This is a genomic window from Clostridium sp. BJN0013 (assembly GCF_040939125.1).
GTDB lineage: Bacteria > Bacillota > Clostridia > Clostridiales > Clostridiaceae > Clostridium_B.
Map to the genome: position 1 here is coordinate 972,286 of NZ_CP162495.1, position 16,179 is coordinate 988,464.

Here is a 16,179-nt window from a genome sequence, read left to right on the forward strand (position 1 = left end):
ATGCAAAGCAAACAACAATCCGATCCTCCGAGCTGGTAATTGTATCACAGGCATTTGAGTTTTAAAACTTAGACGTCTTTCTTCATCCCCAAAACGAAACGAATAGGGCAGGTGGTGACAATGTAGAGATGCCGAGACAGAGAAGTCCAAACAGAGATAAAGCATTTGAGATATACAAAGAGAATGATGGAAATATAAAACTTAGAGATATAGCAAAAAAGTTAAATATATCTAATACCCAAATACGTAAATGGAAAAGCAAAGATAAATGGGATGAAAAATTAAAAGGTACATTACCATCGAAAAGTAACGTTACTAATAGAGAAAAATGTGATACAAAAAAGCCTTTAGAGAGAGAAGTTCAGGAAGTTTTAAATAACTCTGAACTTACTGATAAACAGTGGCTTTTTTGTGTTATATATGCTACTTAAAAACATTTGAAGCAAACTATTGCTAGTATACAGAGAGTGCTGCAGGGTGCTGTGCAGAATACGAATATCTCTACAGCTGTTGTAAATGCAGAAGATAAAATAACACAAGATACTTCTATTGCTCAAACTGAGTAGTAACAGTTCAAGAAATATTCAATGTCTCTTAACATTTCACATAGAAAAACATTAAGATAACATTGGAATAACATGGGTGTTGCATTAAATTGTCATAAAGGATAACTAGAATATTAAATATAGCAGCTGCAATAAATAATTTAAAAATTCAGGAGGTAATAAAAATGTTAAAAATGAAATATAAGGTACTCTCAGCTGTAATGCTCGCAACACCATTGTTACTTAATACAGGAATTGCTACGACAGTTAGTGCATGTTCTGCCAATAACAAACCAGGTGTAGTTTGTAAATCTAAATACAAAGCACCTGCCAGACCAGTACAAAAGGTAGTAAACAAGCATAAAGTTAAGGCACCACATGCTAAACCAGCACCAAAAGCAGTACATTCAGCAGCAAATGCTCATAGATAGTAGTATTACAATATGAATAAGCCTATTGGGATTTTCTTGATAGGCTTATTTTTATTATTATATAAAAGAAGAATATTTTAATATTGGCAGACAATAATAACCATCCATATTATCATTTAGCACGCGAAGCAAGATAATACAAATTATTATAGAAATAATTATCGCCCCGGTTTCCCGGGGCTTTATTTTTTTATATAAAATTGGAATATTGAGCAGGAATATGAAAATTTTTGTAGAAGTACTTATATGTAATTAGGTAATTGCGAAACTCACCGATAAAAATGAATAAAAGATGATGAGAAGTTTTAAAAATGCAGTTAGAAGATTAAAGGCAAATTTTTACGATTTGGAATAGTTAAATTGAAAAAAAGGTACAAGAAATAAAACCATACTTAATTGAAAATTTAAGTATAGCAAATATCTATGCAACCAATGGTTTTAGACTTCGAATATATTCATGCTTGTGTATTTTATTTGCTATAACAACCGTTATTAGCTGAGTTATACCTGTAAGAAGCAAATCAGCACGAAGAGTTTTTTCATTATGTGTTCTGCGACAAGCAATACAGTAACTATGTTTAAATTGATCAATGCTTTTTTCTACAACAGAACGAATTTTATAGATATAATTCCATTCTTGAGAACCACGAGTGGTTCCAGGATATGCACGGAGATTCTTTTCAGGATAAATGTAGAACATTCTGCCACAAGATGATTTTGTACATGGGTTTTCACATAAAGTTACTCGTCGACTCTTTTTAGTTTTTTTATTGTAGATCCATTTCATTTTAGGACATATGGTATCATATGTATATAACTCCTTTCTGAGGTATGTGGTGATTTTGTTTGTTGATTAATTCAATTTTACCATAAATCAGTGAGGAGTTATTCTATTTTACAACAAAAAATATACCGCATTTATGCGGGTTGTAGCGTTTCGCAAACGCCTATTATATGTAATAATTGAAAGGGGAGAGAAATAAATGAAAGTCACAGGAATAATTCTTATTATTGTAGGAATTGCTGGAATAATAGTGGGTTGTGTTGTGCGCGGCAACATAGGAATAGCTGCTATAATAGGAGCTTTAGCAGGCTTAATATCAGGAATAGGATTTATTTTGGCAGACAAAAAGATTGAATTATTATCGAATAATAAGATTTCTTAATTTATTCTATACTGGTGGAAAGAGATCAAATATATAATTATTCCTAAAAAAAGATAAAAGCCCTGGACTAATCCCAGGGCTTTTATTCATGATAAAACTAATTTAGTGAGAGTTGAACCTTAACAAGGATTGTATTTAAATAAAATTAAGATGCTCACATGTGCTCATGTTGAACCATAACACGTAGTGTATTAAATTTTTTATAAAGTTTTCCAATAAAAAAGGAGAGCTTCACGCCCTCAAATCTTCTTCCACGTATCGTAGAACCAATCAGTTTTTTCTTTACCGAACTGTCTTGCTACTTCTTCCTTGACTTTCTCATCATATATACAATCAGACTTATAGTTATTAGCAATTTCAAATACTTTATTGTACATTAAAGCAAATAATTCCCTATTAGACATTACCATATAACCATCCCCTTTTTATTCCATTATACCTAATCTAAACAATTCGTCAAAATCCCTGTATATTCTGCAATTTCTATGCTAAAATTTACCTTAGTAAGATTTAAAATTGGGGGAAGAGTTATGGCTACAAGATGCAAAGAGTGCATATTTAGAGATGTAGATGGGGGGAAATACCCATGTAATGATTGCAGTGAAATTATGGACATAATTAGTACAAAGTGTATTGAAAGCCGTTTTAAAGCAATAGTTAAATACAATAAGAATGTTAGACCTAAGGAAAGGCTGGAAGATAAATTAAACGAGATATTGACTCTTACAAATAAAAAAATGATTTATGTGGAATACAAAAACTTGGAAGATGGAAATATGATGCTAACAGCTTTCTTTAAGTCCGGCAAGGATATTACTGTATACCAGATAGTGGACACAGGGGAAAGTTTAGTTCAAAATGTAGTTTTAGTAGAGAAGGAACTGCTGGGGAAGATAAAGACAATGAAGTAAAGAGGGGAGTTTAATATTCCCCTCTTTCTTTCTCTGGCAACCATTTATACAGCAGTTGATTTATTAAGTTACTTAAGCTTTGGTTTTCACCGTCCCAGATAAGTTCTATTCTAACAGCCTTTTTTAAATCCGATTCTAAGTATATTGAGGTCTTTTCATTCATATAAAAACACCTCATTCTAATTTTAAAGAATGGAATAATAAAATTCCAGCTTTATTTTAGCTGGAATTTTATTATTTATCTTCTTCAATTTTATAATTAAGAGCATCTAATAAATTTAAAACTGTTTGTTTAGTTTTTGACCCTAAGTTTGTGGAATCCATCCAAGAGTTTCCTCTCAGTTGTTGTTAACATTACAGTGTTGTTTATATCTAAAAGCCAATCAGCAGATATATTAAATGCTTCACATACAGCTTTTATGAATTCTGCACTGGGCATGGATAGCCCATTTTCTATATAACTTAAAGTTGTTCTTGAAAAGCTAGGGTTAAGGCGTGAAATAAATTCCTCCTGAGTCAATTCAAGTTCCATGCGTAAATCATAAATTTTATCTCCAAAAGTTTTCTTTAATTCCATGTAAATTCTCCCATCAAAACATAGATCAGGGATATCCTACCATAAAATGAATTCATATCAATAAAATATCGTTATATAGACTATATATAAAAATAAATGTCTGTATAACGACATAAAATTATAAAGTTATCTTTTTGTTTTATTGTAACAATTCTTATAGTTGCAATATTTACACTTATTTTCTAAGGAATAAAAAGGAGAATAAAATTGCCCATCATAAAAATATAGAAATAATATTATGGGGCATAGAAAAAAATATCACATACCTTCCTTATAAAGGTAATTTTTATAATATTAATTTTATAAACAGAATTGTTTTCTAATTTACTTAACGTACCTTGGCTTATACCGAGCTTTCTAGCCATTTGATTTTGTGTAAATCCTAATTTTTTTCGCATATTTTTAAACAAGAAAAACCACCTCAACCTACATTTTATGACACAATATTTGTATTCTATACAAGAAAATAATGGAATATCTAATTTTGCAATACGATATTCCGCCCAGGAATATTTTTTGTGCTAATATATAAGGCAATAAAAGGTGCACCGTTTAAATTGAACAACAAAGGGGGATTCTTAGATGCTAAATAAAGTCTTAAAGAGAAAGAATACTAGAATGATGTGGATATGTTAACAATTTTATGGTATTATTATAATAGTTGATTAGAACGGATGTTCTTCAATTTTATAAAGGGGGAACTATGGGTGACAAATGAAAAAGTATTATATGCAGAAAAATTAAAGGATGAGAATGAAATTTTAAGAGAGGAGAATGTAAAGCTTAAATCAATAATTAAAGAGTTAAAACTTTTTATTTTAAATATGAATATAATGGAATCTTAATATATGCCTAAAAATTAGACAACCAAATCGAAAAAATTCATTTGATAAATAGACATAACAAAAGCCTGTAATACGTTGATATTACAGGCTTTGTTCTGGCAGGGGCAGTAGGAATCGAACCCACAACCAACGGTTTTGGAGACCGCTACTCTACCAGTTGAGCTATACCCCTATATTTAGTAATATTTTATTGTATTTCGGTAAATCTGCTATAATGTTTACTGACAAAATTTATTATAAGACAGAAAGCTTAATCAGTCAAGCACAATTTAATTAATTCTGTTGATTTTTTCTATTATTTATCATTGAAACTGTAATCTTGTACTGTTGATTACACAGCACACAGCAATTCAACTTTAAAGTACATAAAATGCTAAATTATGAATATTACTATTTAAAAAAGTAGTTAGTGTTTTATGTGAACTTAATTGAAATATTACTTTTTCAGGGAGTATGATAGCAGTCTTTAAAATGTAAATCCTAATTTACCCTAGATAGTGCATATATGTATGTATTAGTTAATTATGAAATTAATACATAAATAGTATGATTTTGACATATAATTGTTACATTTATATGATATAATTATTACAAAAAAATTATATTTAAGCAGCGATTATAGAGGTTTATATATGGTAAGTGAATTTTTAGCCAAAATTAAAATTTATACAGATAACATTGATAAATATCTAAGTGAGTATGAAAAACTGAAATGGATAAATGACAAACTAATGATTTACATCTTGAATTGAAATTGTTAGTTTTTAGTTAGCTAAAAAAAAACAAGCAAGGAGTAGAGAATGGATTATAATAAACTTTATAATAAGTACATGGAGCTGTTAGAAGAGAATCAAATTTTAAAAATAGAAAATGAGAATTTAAGAAAATATATTCAATTGAAAAAAGTTAAAGTATGTGTAGATAATAAAGATAAAACATTAGCTGAGAATAAGACTGATATGACAATTCAAGAAAATGAACACACACAAATAAATAATAGTAGTTCACCAGAAGATAAAATAAAACTATTTATGTCACTATTTAAAGGAAGAGAAGATGTATATGCTAAGCGTTGGCAAAATAAAGGTGGAAAATCTGGTTATTCTCCAGTATGCATAAACGAATGGAGAAAAGAAGTTTGTTATAAACCTAAAATAAAATGTTCGGATTGTAAAAATAGAAAATATCTAATATTAGATACATATGCAATTAATAAACACTTAAGAGGAATAGAGATTCTAGGGATTTATCCTATGACCATGGACGATAGCTGTTATTTTCTTGCTATAGATTTTGATGATGAGGGATGGGAAAAGGATATTAGCATATTGAGAGAAATATGTGAGGACAAGAAAATACCTTTTGCAATTGAACGATCGAGATCTGGTTCAGGGGCTCATATATGGTTCTTCTTTAAAGAAAGTATAAGTGCGGTATCAGCTAGAAAATTTGGAACGGGGCTTCTTACCTATGCAATGACAAAAAGGCATGAAATCAAATTTGAATCTTATGATAGACTATTTCCGAATCAGGACACTATACCAAGAGGAGGCTTTGGAAATCTTATAGCTTTGCCAATGCAGCGAAATGCTAGAAGAAACAAAAATAGTGTTTTTATAGATAAAAACTTAGAACCCTATAAAGATCAATGGCATTTTCTAAGTTCTGTTGGTAAACTCACAAAAGATGAGATTGAGTTTTATATTTCTGAATTTTGTTCTGGTGATGAATTAGGAGAGCTAAAGGAGGATGTAGAGGAAGAAACTAAACCATGGGAAAGAATTAGGAAAAGCTATAAATTAAGTAATACAGATTTTCCAACTAATGTTCATATTATAAAAGCTAATATGATTTTTATAAAGAAAGAGGGATTTTCGAATAAAACTCTAAATTCTATTAAAAGAGTGGCAGCATTTAAAAATCCGGAATTTTATAAAGCTCAGGCTATGAGACTACCGACCTTTAATAAACCAAGAGTTGTTTCTTTGTCAGAGGAAACGTCAGAATATTTATGTCTTCCAAGAGGCACAGAGAGTGACCTTTATAATCTATTTAATGAAAATAAAGTTAACTTTAAGTGCAACGATGAAAGGTATAGTGGTAAAACAATTTCAGTTACGTTTAATGGAGAACTTAGAGAAGAACAAGCGGCAGCTGCAGATGCTATGTTAAAACATGATAATGGAGTGTTATCTGCAACCACTGGTTTTGGTAAAACTGTTATTGGAGCTAAGTTAATAGCTGAAAGAAGGGTAAATACCCTTATAATTGTACACACTCAACAATTGTTAGAACAATGGAAAGAAAGATTAAACCAGTTTTTAACAGTAAATGAATTTTTAAAGGTTGATAATATTAAAAAGAGAGGACGAAAAAAGAATCTCAGTATTATAGGACAAATAGGGGCAGGCAAAAATAACTTAAATGGTATCATTGATATTGCTATAATGCAGTCGTTAGTAAGAAAAAATGAAGTCAAAGAATTAGTAAAAAGTTATGGAATGGTTTTAGTGGATGAATGTCATCACGTTTCAGCCTTTAGCTTTGAACAAATACTAAAAAATACATGGGCAAAATATGTTTATGGATTAACTGCAACTCCAATAAGGAAGGATGGTCATCATCCTATAATATTTATGCAGTGTGGTCCTATTAGATACAAGGTCGATGCACGAAAGCAGGCTGAAAAACAACCTTTTGAACATTATGTTATTCCGAGATTTACTTCTTTTAGAAAACCTGTTTGTCAAAATGAAAAGGAATGGACAATAGCAGAAATATATTCTGAAATAAGTACTAGTCAGATTAGAAATGAATTAATTATTAGTGATGTTATAAGTTGTGTAAAAGAGGGCCGAAATCCCATAGTTTTAACTGAAAGAACAGCACATGTCGAAATACTTGCTAATGCTTTAGAAAAAAAACTACCTAATGTTATTGTACTTACTGGAAGAATGTCAGTTAAAGAAAAGAAAACTGAATTAGAGAAACTTTCAAGTATAGCAAAACAAAGTAGCTTTGTAATAGTAGCTACAGGTAAATTTGTAGGAGAAGGCTTTGATGAACCGAGACTAGATACTCTATTTCTTGCAATGCCTATAGCATGGAAAGGAACGCTGCAGCAATATGCTGGTAGACTTCACAGAATATATGATAATAAAAATGAAGTTCAAATTTATGATTATGTTGATGTACATATTGGTGTATTAGAAAGAATGTATGAAAAAAGGTTAAAGGGATATGCTTCAATAGGATATTCCGCTAAAAGTGAGAGTAAACCATTTGAAACAATAAATTTGATTTATAACAATAATAATTTTTTAACTGTATTTAGTAATGATGTTTTTTCAACTAAACATGAAATTATTATAGTTAGTCCTTTTATAAGCAAAAGAAGACTGTCGCAAATGTTAAAACTTTTGATGATTGCAATAAAAAATGGAAATAGGGTCAAGGTAGTTACTCGTCCAGAAACAGATTTTAAAGAAAAAGATAAAGGTGCTTTAATGGAAATGTATAAATTTATAAGGATGTCTGGAATAGATATTATTTTTAAAACAAATATATATCAGAAATTTGCAATATTTGATCAGAAAATTGTATGGTACGGCAGTATTAATCTTTTAAGTTATGGAAGTGCAGAGGAAAGTATTATGAGGTTAGAAAGCATAAACATTGCAAATGAGTTATTAGGTAGTATAGAATAAAAAATATTTATCTCAAGGATAAATTAACTTATAAATAAAAACTAGGAGGTTTAAAAAAAAATCTGATTGATGGTAATATTGATCACATTTTTTGAGAATGAGTTATAGTAAAAATAAGTTAGGGAATATAGAGATGAAAAAGGCTCTTTAGATGAGTAATCTGAAGAGTCTTTTTCCGTCAATATGACCTGGTGCCGAAGGCGGGACTTGAACCCGCATGCTGTTGCCAGCGACGGATTTTGAGTCCGTTGCGTCTGCCAATTCCACCACTTCGGCATGATATAAACCAGTTTGATTTACTTTTAATGTCTATTAATTCCTGTAGTTAACATATAAAATAATAACAGGTGCTAAAGTATTTGTCAACTAGAATTTCAAAACTTAGCAGAAAATCTTTTATAGTAGTTTTAGGTTTAGAATATAAATGTGTAAAAATATTAGTAAGAGTTTTGTGTGAAATGTTTTCAGATGAAATAGATAAAAGTAAAATACTAATAGAAGGGTGAGTGTGAAAAATTTGTATATAAAATTTAGGTTGCAAATTTTTATTACTGTAGTAAAATAAAAGTAAAATATAATAGTTTTGTGGGGGTGCTTGTAAAAGCTGAGAAGAAGTATTTCTAACCCTTTGAACCTGATCCAGGTAAAGCTGGCGTAGGGAAACAATATTATATAGTCTTATAGGCTTTTTAAGTGTATGTTTTTCTGCATACACTTTTTATTTTTATTCGAAGGGTGGAATCAGATAATACTCCCAGCTTCTTCAAAATGGGGGATGAGTAATTTATAAATGGAGGTGTTTTTGATGAAAAAGGTATTAACAATTGCAGGCTCTGACAGTTCGGGAGGAGCTGGTATACAGGCAGACTTAAAAACTATGAGTGCTCTTGGGGTATATGGCATGAGTGTAATTACTGCTGTTACAGCACAAAATACAATGGGAGTACAAGCTGTTATGGATGTAAGTCCTGAAATAGTAGAGTCTCAAATAAGAGCTGTATTTGATGATATAGAAGTAGATGCGGTAAAAATTGGCATGGTCTCAAATAGCGATACTATATTTGTAATACAAAAACTTCTGGCAGAATATAAGGCTAAAAATATAGTATTGGATCCTGTAATGATATCGAAAAGCGGATATTTTCTTTTAAGACCAGAAGCCAAGCAAGCTATAAAAGATATGGTAAAAATTGCAGATGTTATAACTCCCAATATTCCAGAAGCAGAAGTACTTACTGGATTAAAAATAGAAAGTAGAGAAGATATGGAAAGGGCAGCTTTTAAAATAAAAAAATTAGGAGCAAAAAGTGTACTTGTAAAAGGAGGACACAGGTGTAATGATGCAGATGACATTTTACTTTATGATGGCGGCATATTAAATTTACAGGGACATAAAATAAATACCCAAAATACCCATGGTACAGGATGTACTTTGTCTTCTGCCATAGCATCTTATCTTGCTAAAGGTTACAGCATTGATAAGTGTATGCTCCTCTCGAAAGAGTATATAACCAAAGCTATAGAAAATTCATTTAATTTAGGTAGAGGAGTTGGTCCTGTAGGGCATCTTATTGAAATTTATAGAAAAGCCGGTATAGATTTTTAAGATTAAAATAGCATTGATTGATACTTGATTTTTGGCTAGATTTATAAGAGGAGGAAAAAAATGAATGATTTAAGATTGAATAGAGTTTCAGAGGTATTGAAAGAAGTTAGAAGAAATGTGCCTCTTGTGCACTGCATTACTAACTATGTAACCATAAATGATTGTGCTAATATTTTGTTATCCTATGGTGCTTCACCTGCCATGTGCGAAGCCTATGATGAAGTTTTTGATTTTGTTAAAATATCGTCTGCTTTATATATAAATATAGGAACTTTTACTAGAGAACAGGAATCTTCTGCAATTTTGGCAGCTATGTCTGCAAAAATACATAATATTCCGGTAGTATTAGATCCGGTGGCTTGTGCTACCATACCAAAGAAGATTCAGTTTATAGATAAACTATTCAAAGTTGGAAGAGTTGATGTGATAAAAGGAAATATAGGAGAAATTAAATTTTTAGCAGGAGAAACTTCAAATGTAAAAGGAGTAGATTCTTTAGAGGATGGAGAAGGGGCTTTGGAGTGTTCTCGGATTTTGTCTGAAAAATATAATTGTGTAGTTGCAGCTACAGGAAAAAAAGATTTTATAGTAAAGGGGAAAAATAGTGCAATAATTGAAAATGGAACAGAAATGCTAACTAATATAACAGGAGCAGGATGTATGCTTGGAGCACTTTGTGCTGCTGCCTGTGGAGCTTTTGAAGACAAGTTTATAGCTACTGTAGGGGCCATACTTTCCATGAATATAGCAGGTGAAGAAGCCTATAAAGAAGCTAAAGCTCCAGGAAGCTTCAGAGTAAAGCTTATAGATTGTATATATGAATTAAGTGAAGAAAAATTGAAAGAGGAAGGTAAAATAATATGGAGTTAGATTATAGTTTATATCTAGTTACAGATAGAAATGTTTTAAAGGGGAAACCTCTTTATGAGGCTGTGGAACAAGCCATTCTAGGCGGGGTTACCCTAATTCAGTTAAGAGAAAAAGATGCCTCTACAAGAGAGTTCTATGAGCAGGCATTGGAAGTAAAAAAAATAACTGAAGCTTATAATATTCCTTTGATAATAAATGATAGAGTAGATATAGCACAAGCTGTAGATGCAGAGGGGGTACATCTTGGACAAAGTGATATGCCTTTAATTGCAGCTAGAAATATATTAGGCAAAGATAAAATAATAGGAATATCTGTAGGCAACATAGAGGAAGCTTTAGAGGCAGAAAAAAATGGTGCAGATTATGTGGGAATAGGGACAATATTTTTTACAGGTACTAAAAAAGACATAGATATTCCTATAGGAATAGAGGGGTTAAAAAGTATATATAATAGCATAAATATACCTGCAGTTGCAATTGGGGGAATTAATGAGAATAATTTTAGAGAAGTGTTGTCTACAGGAATTGATGGCATTTCTGTTGTATCTGCTATTTTAGGAAAAAATGATATAGAGATTGCAGCTAAAGCTTTGCACAAATAATATTTTTATTGACTCATAGATATAGAAGTTTATACTTTAACATAGAACTATTAAGTAAATATTAGAAAAATTTATTCAATGGAACACTCATTTTGAATTTTGGACAGGCTGTGAATTCCAGTAGAATAGTGACCTTGAGATAAATTTAATAATATACTTTAAGAAAGGAAAATAAGAATATGAGTATGAGATTTATAAAAAAAATGCCTACTGCAGATGAGATAATAGAGGAAATGCCCTTATCAAAGCATATAAAGGAAATTAAAAAAAACAGAGATGAAGAGATAAAAAAAGTTTTTTTAAATGAAGATAATAAATTTCTTCTTATAATAGGCCCTTGTTCTGCAGACAATGAAGATTCTGTTTGTGAATATATAGGCAGGCTTGCAGAGGTACAGGAAAAGGTAAAGGACGTTATAATTATTATACCTAGAATTTATACAAATAAGCCAAGGACTACAGGTGAAGGATATAAAGGAATGGTGCATCAACCGGATCCAAATAAGGAACCAGATTTAATTGCAGGAATAAAGGCTATTAGAAAAATGCATATAAAGGCATTAAGTGAATACCATATGCCTGCGGCAGATGAAATGTTGTATCCTGAAAATTACACATATCTTGGAGATGTGTTAAGTTATCATGCAATTGGGGCTCGTTCTGTGGAAGATCAACAGCATAGATTTACTGTAAGTGGCATTGATATGCCTGTAGGAATGAAAAATCCTACCAGTGGAGATTTAACGGTAATGTTAAACTCTATTAAAGCAGCACAACTTCATCATACTTTCATATATAATGGCTGGGAGATTGAAACCAGTGGAAATCCTCTTGCACATGCTGTTTTAAGAGGAGCAGTGGACTCTTATGGAAGAAATATTCCAAATTATCATTATGAAAATTTAATTATTCTTTCCAGAAAGTATGAGGAGAAGCAATTGTTAAATCCGTCTATTATTATAGACACCAATCATGCAAACTCTATGAAATGTTATGAAGAACAGCCTCGAATTGCAAGGGAGGTACTTATGAGTAGAAAATACGATGCTTCCCTTAAAAAGATGATAAAGGGATTTATGATTGAAAGTTATCTTGTAGAAGGTAATCAACATATAAATGATGGTGTTTATGGAAAATCCATTACAGATCCATGTTTAGGATGGGAAGATACAGAAAAATTAATTTATTATATTGCTGAAAATGTGTAGATATATAAAATTTATATTTGTATTTGACAATAATTTCAATTATTAATTTTGAATAATATAAACATATATGTTAAAATGTTATATAAAACATCTTCGGATTTGACTACAAACAGAGTGCACTATTTAAAATATTTATATTTCTGGAAGAGGAGATGATATTATAACATGAACATTTCATTTTTAGGGGGAGCTAGAGAAGTAGGAGGAAGTTGTATACTTGTTAAAATATATAATAAAAATATACTAATGGATTGTGGTATAAGACAGGGCTCATCCAAAGATGCTCTTCCAGATTTTAAATCCATTCAGGAGCAGGGAGGCATAGATGCTATAATTATAAGTCATTCCCATATGGATCATATAGGATCTCTTCCTATAATAAGTAAAGAATATCCATTAGCTAGAATATATACTACCAAAATGACAAAAGATCTAATGAGAGTACTTCTTTATGATAGTTTGAAAATCATGAATAATAGAGAAGGGGAAATTCCCCTATATGCAGAATCAGATGTTAAAAATATGCTAAATAATATATTTCCTATAAATTATATGATAGAATTTCCTATTTTTCAGGATGTAAAACTTACATTTTATATGGCGGGGCATATAGCGGGGGCAGCCTGTGTTTATATTACCACTCCAGAGGGTTCGTTGTTTTATTCTGGAGATTTTTCTGTGTTTTCACAAAAAACTGTAGAGGGACTAAAAGTCCCAAGGTTAAGGCCGGATGTAGCAATTTTTGAAGCTACCTATGGAGATAGACTACATTCAAATAGAGAAGTGGAAGAGGAGCGTCTTATAGATATTATAAATGAATGTAAAAGAAAAAAAGGAAAAATGTTGATTCCGGCTTTTGCCCTTGGCAGATCACAGGAGGTACTGCTTACTATAAAAAAGGCATTGAATAAGAATATATTAAAAGATATTAAGGTTTATGTAGATGGGATGATAAGGGATATAAATAGAACTTACAAATTAAATCCACTATACCTTAAAAATTCGTTGGGTAGGAAAATATTAAAGGGAATTGAACCTTTTTATGATGATAATATAATTCCTATAGATGATAATAAGCTTAGAAAAAAAGTATTAGAAGATGACAATCCTTTAATAATAGTTTCAAGTTCGGGTATGCTTACAGGGGGATATAGCCAATATTATGCAGAAAAGATAGCTCCTATGGAAAATGGGTATATAGTTATGACAGGATATCAGGATGAAGAATCTCCAGGAAGAAAACTTCTGGATCTTTTAGAAGAAGAAAAAGATAAAAAATTATATATAAATGAAAAGGCTATTCCAGTAAATTGCAAAGTGAAAAATATAGGACTCTCAGCTCACAGTGACAAAAGCGAAATAAAATCACTTATAAATTTTCTAAGTCCTAGAAATATATTTATAGTACATGGAAATGAATATGTAATAGAAAATTTTTGCATACAACTTTCTTCAGAAGTAAAAGGAAAAGTCTATGCGCCTAAATGCAGTGAAATTTATGATATTAATATAAATAAACCTCGAAAACAATGGAGAAAATCTTTAGATAAAGTTATGAACTGTGATGAGGAATTAGATGAAAATAATTTAAAAAAGTTTTGGAAGTTTGTATTGCTTAATTATGGAGAAAGATTGTTTACCCTTGAAGAGATGATTTATATATGGAGTGGAAATAATAAGGAGGTAAGTGCAACAGAGAATTTTCAAAGAATTATAGTGAATTCTCCTTATTTTGAAAGTGATAATAGAAGATTATTTCTGTTTAAATGTAAAAGTGAGGAAAAGGTTCAGGAAGATTTAAAAATGAAAGAACTTAAGCCAAATGAATTAAAAGAACTTACCAATAAATATTTTAAATATTTTAATCCTAAAAAATCAAGTTTTATGTATGACGAAAAAAAGGTGATCCTAAACTTTGATTTTCCATCTACAGTACATGAAAGTATAAATAATAAAATAAAGCAATTTGAAAAACAAGTAGGATGGAAAGTAGAAATAAGCGATACTGTAAATATAAATGAAGCCTCTGAAATTATAAATACCATTTTAAAGGATGTGTCCATTAAAAAAATATCTTACAGGCTGGAGCAGAAACAAGCTATAGTAATGACAAATTCCAAGTATGTTATAGCGGAAGATAAGTTAAAGGAATTTAAAGATATTACCGGATTGTGTTTATTAATTCAATCTCCGGAGAATAAAGCAAAAGAGAATCTGGAGAGTGTTTATGTAAAGGCTTCTGGTGAATGTGAAGTTATGGAGCAAAATAAAGCCTTAACCTTAATTGAGGAGTTTTTTAATAAAGAAGAATTTAAGCCTTATAGGAAAAGTATAAGATCATGTGGCGATGAAAAGTACATAGAACTTTCCTTTATAAGTCCTGTAATTGGAGAAGAGTATAAAGTACACATTAGGGATTTAGCGAATGTGACAGGATGGAATATCAGTGTATCCAGCAGTGCAAATCAAAATGAAATAATAAAGATAGGCTTAGAAATATGCAAAAGAAAAAATATAAAATTAAAGAAAAATCCTTCCTTTAACAATGTGAACTTAAGTTTAGAATTAAAATTGGAAGATATAAATGCAGAGGGACTGGATTCTGTAAAATCAGAATTTGAACATAAAACAGGATGTATATTAAAATGGTAGTTTAGGGGAATGTCTTCATATTCCCCTAATAAAAGAGTTCTTTTTTATAAAGAACATTGTATTATTTTATCTAATAATTCTGTGAAAGATATATTTACTCCATTGGCACTCTTAGGGAAGAGACTATTTTTTGTAAGCCCTGGGAGAGTATTGAGTTCGAGTACATATGGAACTTTGTCTTTTAATATCATATCTACCCGGACATATCCTTTGCATTTGAATAGATCCCAACATTTTAGGGATATTTCTTCTATTTTATTTTGTAGTGGCTTTTCAAATTCTACTACTATTTCATCACAGCCGCCATCTGCATATTTTGAAGTATAATCAAAGAAAGTTCCTTTTTTGGGTCTTATAGCAAGTATAGGCAGAGTGATTCTGTTTAATATACAGCAGGTTATTTCATCTCCTTCTATATATTTTTCAATCATAATTTCTTTGTCATAATTAAAGGCAAGACGAACAGCATTTTCTATATCCTCACTTTTTTTTATTATGGTAGTAGCTACACTTGAACCACCAGAATTTGGCTTTACCACTACAGGATATTCTATTTCTTCTAGGTAGCTGTAATCAATGTCATTTATGGATTTAACACATATCCATTTTGCTGTGTTTATATTGGCAGAGCATAGTAGTTTTTTGCTTATATCCTTATCCATACATATACTGCTGGTTAAAGGGCTGCAGCCTGAATAAGGTATATCCATGGTTTCGAAAACGGATTGTATTATACCATCCTCACCAAATTTTCCGTGAAGAGCAATAAATGCAAAATCTATATTCTTTACTTTTTCAAGCACATCACTTTTTTTATCTATAACAATAGGTACTATGTCATATTTATTTTTATCCATGTAGCTTATTATTGATTTTCCTGAATTTAGGGAAACTTCTCTTTCAGAAGATATCCCACCCATTATAATTCCTACTTTCATATTATAATTCCTCCAAAATTTGATTTTTAAGTAGTAAGCCTTTCAATATAATATTATACATTTTTATTTAAATATTAAAGGACCACAGTGGTGATATTTATATGAAAGCGTGGTTTTTAAA

General features: G+C 30.5%; 17 protein-coding genes, 2 tRNA genes, 2 pseudogenes and 1 riboswitch. Of the genes and pseudogenes, 13 read left to right on the top strand and 8 right to left on the bottom strand.

Going from position 1 to position 16,179, the window contains the following annotated elements; genetic code table 11:
- The first annotated feature begins 128 nt into the window (after positions 1 to 128).
- The 3 genes from AB3K27_RS05170 (at position 129) to AB3K27_RS05180 (ending at position 976) form a co-directional block, all read left to right on the top strand.
- Positions 129 to 431: a phage terminase small subunit-related protein gene (locus AB3K27_RS05170; RefSeq protein WP_368490172.1), complete on the top strand. Its 303-nt coding sequence runs from the start codon at positions 129 to 131 to the stop codon at positions 429 to 431.
- 6 nt (positions 432 to 437) lie between these two features.
- A complete protein-coding gene (locus AB3K27_RS05175) occupies positions 438 to 566 on the top strand; it encodes a hypothetical protein (RefSeq protein ID WP_368490173.1) in 129 nt (42 codons plus the stop codon).
- A gap of 164 nt (positions 567 to 730) precedes the next feature.
- On the top strand, positions 731 to 976 hold the full coding sequence (locus AB3K27_RS05180) for a hypothetical protein (RefSeq protein ID WP_368490174.1): 246 nt from the start codon (positions 731 to 733) through the stop codon (positions 974 to 976).
- Positions 977 to 1,477: 501 nt separating this feature from the next.
- On the opposite strand, the pseudogene AB3K27_RS05185 reads toward AB3K27_RS05180, so the two are convergent.
- Positions 1,478 to 1,823: pseudogene (locus tag AB3K27_RS05185) on the bottom strand (ISNCY family transposase); the annotation flags it as partial.
- 136 nt (positions 1,824 to 1,959) lie between these two features.
- Between AB3K27_RS05185 and AB3K27_RS05190 the strand changes: the two are divergent.
- A complete protein-coding gene (locus tag AB3K27_RS05190; protein ID WP_368490175.1) occupies positions 1,960 to 2,142 on the top strand; it encodes a hypothetical protein in 183 nt (60 codons plus the stop codon).
- Positions 2,143 to 2,381: 239 nt separating this feature from the next.
- Here AB3K27_RS05190 and AB3K27_RS05195 read toward each other — a convergent pair whose 3' ends face one another.
- Positions 2,382 to 2,552 carry a hypothetical protein gene (locus tag AB3K27_RS05195; RefSeq protein WP_368490176.1) on the bottom strand — a complete coding sequence of 57 codons (171 nt, stop codon included), beginning with the start codon at positions 2,550 to 2,552 and terminating at the stop codon, positions 2,382 to 2,384.
- A gap of 120 nt (positions 2,553 to 2,672) precedes the next feature.
- On the opposite strand from AB3K27_RS05195, the gene AB3K27_RS05200 reads away from it, so the two are divergent.
- Entirely contained in the window at positions 2,673 to 3,053 is a 381-nt protein-coding gene (locus AB3K27_RS05200; RefSeq protein ID WP_368490177.1) for a hypothetical protein, read from the top strand.
- A gap of 10 nt (positions 3,054 to 3,063) precedes the next feature.
- Here the strand turns inward: AB3K27_RS05200 and AB3K27_RS05205 are convergent, their stop codons facing one another.
- From AB3K27_RS05205 to AB3K27_RS05215, 3 genes are all read right to left on the bottom strand, one after another.
- Entirely contained in the window at positions 3,064 to 3,216 is a 153-nt protein-coding gene (locus tag AB3K27_RS05205; protein WP_368490178.1) for a hypothetical protein, read from the bottom strand.
- Between the two features lie 129 nt (positions 3,217 to 3,345).
- Positions 3,346 to 3,630, bottom strand: a complete 285-nt coding sequence (locus tag AB3K27_RS05210) for a helix-turn-helix domain-containing protein (RefSeq protein ID WP_368490179.1) — start codon at positions 3,628 to 3,630, stop codon at positions 3,346 to 3,348.
- Positions 3,631 to 3,866: 236 nt separating this feature from the next.
- Positions 3,867 to 4,028 (bottom strand): helix-turn-helix domain-containing protein, encoded by a 162-nt coding sequence (locus tag AB3K27_RS05215; RefSeq protein WP_368491179.1) that lies wholly within the window; start codon positions 4,026 to 4,028, stop codon positions 3,867 to 3,869.
- Between the two features lie 309 nt (positions 4,029 to 4,337).
- On the opposite strand from AB3K27_RS05215, the gene AB3K27_RS05220 reads away from it, so the two are divergent.
- Entirely contained in the window at positions 4,338 to 4,475 is a 138-nt protein-coding gene (locus AB3K27_RS05220) for a hypothetical protein (RefSeq protein ID WP_368490180.1), read from the top strand.
- A 96-nt stretch (positions 4,476 to 4,571) separates the two neighbouring features.
- Here the strand turns inward: AB3K27_RS05220 and AB3K27_RS05225 are convergent.
- Positions 4,572 to 4,647 (bottom strand) — tRNA-Trp (locus AB3K27_RS05225).
- 628 nt (positions 4,648 to 5,275) lie between these two features.
- Here AB3K27_RS05225 and AB3K27_RS05230 point away from each other — a divergent pair.
- Positions 5,276 to 8,182: a DEAD/DEAH box helicase family protein gene (locus AB3K27_RS05230; RefSeq protein ID WP_368490181.1), complete on the top strand. Its 2,907-nt coding sequence runs from the start codon at positions 5,276 to 5,278 to the stop codon at positions 8,180 to 8,182.
- Positions 8,183 to 8,371: 189 nt separating this feature from the next.
- Here the strand turns inward: AB3K27_RS05230 and AB3K27_RS05235 are convergent.
- A tRNA-Leu gene (locus AB3K27_RS05235) sits at positions 8,372 to 8,458 on the bottom strand.
- Positions 8,459 to 8,541: 83 nt separating this feature from the next.
- Here AB3K27_RS05235 and AB3K27_RS05240 point away from each other — a divergent pair.
- From AB3K27_RS05240 to AB3K27_RS05265, 6 genes and pseudogenes are all read left to right on the top strand, one after another.
- Positions 8,542 to 8,688 carry a hypothetical protein gene (locus tag AB3K27_RS05240; RefSeq protein WP_368490182.1) on the top strand — a complete coding sequence of 49 codons (147 nt, stop codon included), beginning with the start codon at positions 8,542 to 8,544 and terminating at the stop codon, positions 8,686 to 8,688.
- Positions 8,689 to 8,759: 71 nt separating this feature from the next.
- A riboswitch (TPP riboswitch) is annotated at positions 8,760 to 8,861 on the top strand.
- Positions 8,862 to 8,987: 126 nt separating this feature from the next.
- A complete protein-coding gene (thiD, locus tag AB3K27_RS05245; RefSeq protein WP_368490183.1) occupies positions 8,988 to 9,788 on the top strand; it encodes a bifunctional hydroxymethylpyrimidine kinase/phosphomethylpyrimidine kinase in 801 nt (266 codons plus the stop codon).
- A 60-nt stretch (positions 9,789 to 9,848) separates the two neighbouring features.
- The gene (gene thiM, locus AB3K27_RS05250) at positions 9,849 to 10,658 is read left to right on the top strand and encodes a hydroxyethylthiazole kinase (RefSeq protein WP_368490184.1); all 810 of its coding nucleotides are present in this window, start codon (positions 9,849 to 9,851) and stop codon (positions 10,656 to 10,658) included.
- A complete protein-coding gene (gene thiE, locus AB3K27_RS05255; protein WP_368490185.1) occupies positions 10,649 to 11,260 on the top strand; it encodes a thiamine phosphate synthase in 612 nt (203 codons plus the stop codon). The genes thiM and thiE overlap by 10 nt, the downstream gene beginning before the upstream one ends.
- Positions 11,261 to 11,436: 176 nt before the next feature.
- Positions 11,437 to 12,468 (top strand): annotated as a pseudogene (locus tag AB3K27_RS05260) (3-deoxy-7-phosphoheptulonate synthase); the annotation flags it as partial.
- A gap of 165 nt (positions 12,469 to 12,633) precedes the next feature.
- Entirely contained in the window at positions 12,634 to 15,120 is a 2,487-nt protein-coding gene (locus tag AB3K27_RS05265) for an MBL fold metallo-hydrolase (protein WP_368490187.1), read from the top strand.
- Positions 15,121 to 15,164: 44 nt separating this feature from the next.
- Here AB3K27_RS05265 and AB3K27_RS05270 read toward each other — a convergent pair whose 3' ends face one another.
- Complete coding sequence (locus AB3K27_RS05270) at positions 15,165 to 16,058, bottom strand: D-alanine--D-alanine ligase (RefSeq protein WP_368490188.1); 894 nt, start codon at positions 16,056 to 16,058, stop codon at positions 15,165 to 15,167.
- Positions 16,059 to 16,179: the final 121 nt, after the last annotated feature.

Coding starts and splice junctions, on each gene's coding strand:
- AB3K27_RS05265 (WP_368490187.1), top strand. CDS start 12,634: ATGAACATTTCATTTTTAGGGGGAGCTAGAGAAGTAGGAGGAAGTTGT.
- thiE (WP_368490185.1), top strand. CDS start 10,649: ATGGAGTTAGATTATAGTTTATATCTAGTTACAGATAGAAATGTTTTA.
- AB3K27_RS05210 (WP_368490179.1), bottom strand. CDS start 3,630: ATGGAATTAAAGAAAACTTTTGGAGATAAAATTTATGATTTACGCATG.
- AB3K27_RS05270 (WP_368490188.1), bottom strand. CDS start 16,058: ATGAAAGTAGGAATTATAATGGGTGGGATATCTTCTGAAAGAGAAGTT.
- AB3K27_RS05195 (WP_368490176.1), bottom strand. CDS start 2,552: ATGGTAATGTCTAATAGGGAATTATTTGCTTTAATGTACAATAAAGTA.
- AB3K27_RS05230 (WP_368490181.1), top strand. CDS start 5,276: ATGGATTATAATAAACTTTATAATAAGTACATGGAGCTGTTAGAAGAG.
- AB3K27_RS05200 (WP_368490177.1), top strand. CDS start 2,673: ATGGCTACAAGATGCAAAGAGTGCATATTTAGAGATGTAGATGGGGGG.
- AB3K27_RS05180 (WP_368490174.1), top strand. CDS start 731: ATGTTAAAAATGAAATATAAGGTACTCTCAGCTGTAATGCTCGCAACA.
- thiD (WP_368490183.1), top strand. CDS start 8,988: ATGAAAAAGGTATTAACAATTGCAGGCTCTGACAGTTCGGGAGGAGCT.
- AB3K27_RS05205 (WP_368490178.1), bottom strand. CDS start 3,216: ATGAATGAAAAGACCTCAATATACTTAGAATCGGATTTAAAAAAGGCT.
- AB3K27_RS05170 (WP_368490172.1), top strand. CDS start 129: ATGCCGAGACAGAGAAGTCCAAACAGAGATAAAGCATTTGAGATATAC.
- AB3K27_RS05215 (WP_368491179.1), bottom strand. CDS start 4,028: ATGCGAAAAAAATTAGGATTTACACAAAATCAAATGGCTAGAAAGCTC.
- thiM (WP_368490184.1), top strand. CDS start 9,849: ATGAATGATTTAAGATTGAATAGAGTTTCAGAGGTATTGAAAGAAGTT.
- AB3K27_RS05190 (WP_368490175.1), top strand. CDS start 1,960: ATGAAAGTCACAGGAATAATTCTTATTATTGTAGGAATTGCTGGAATA.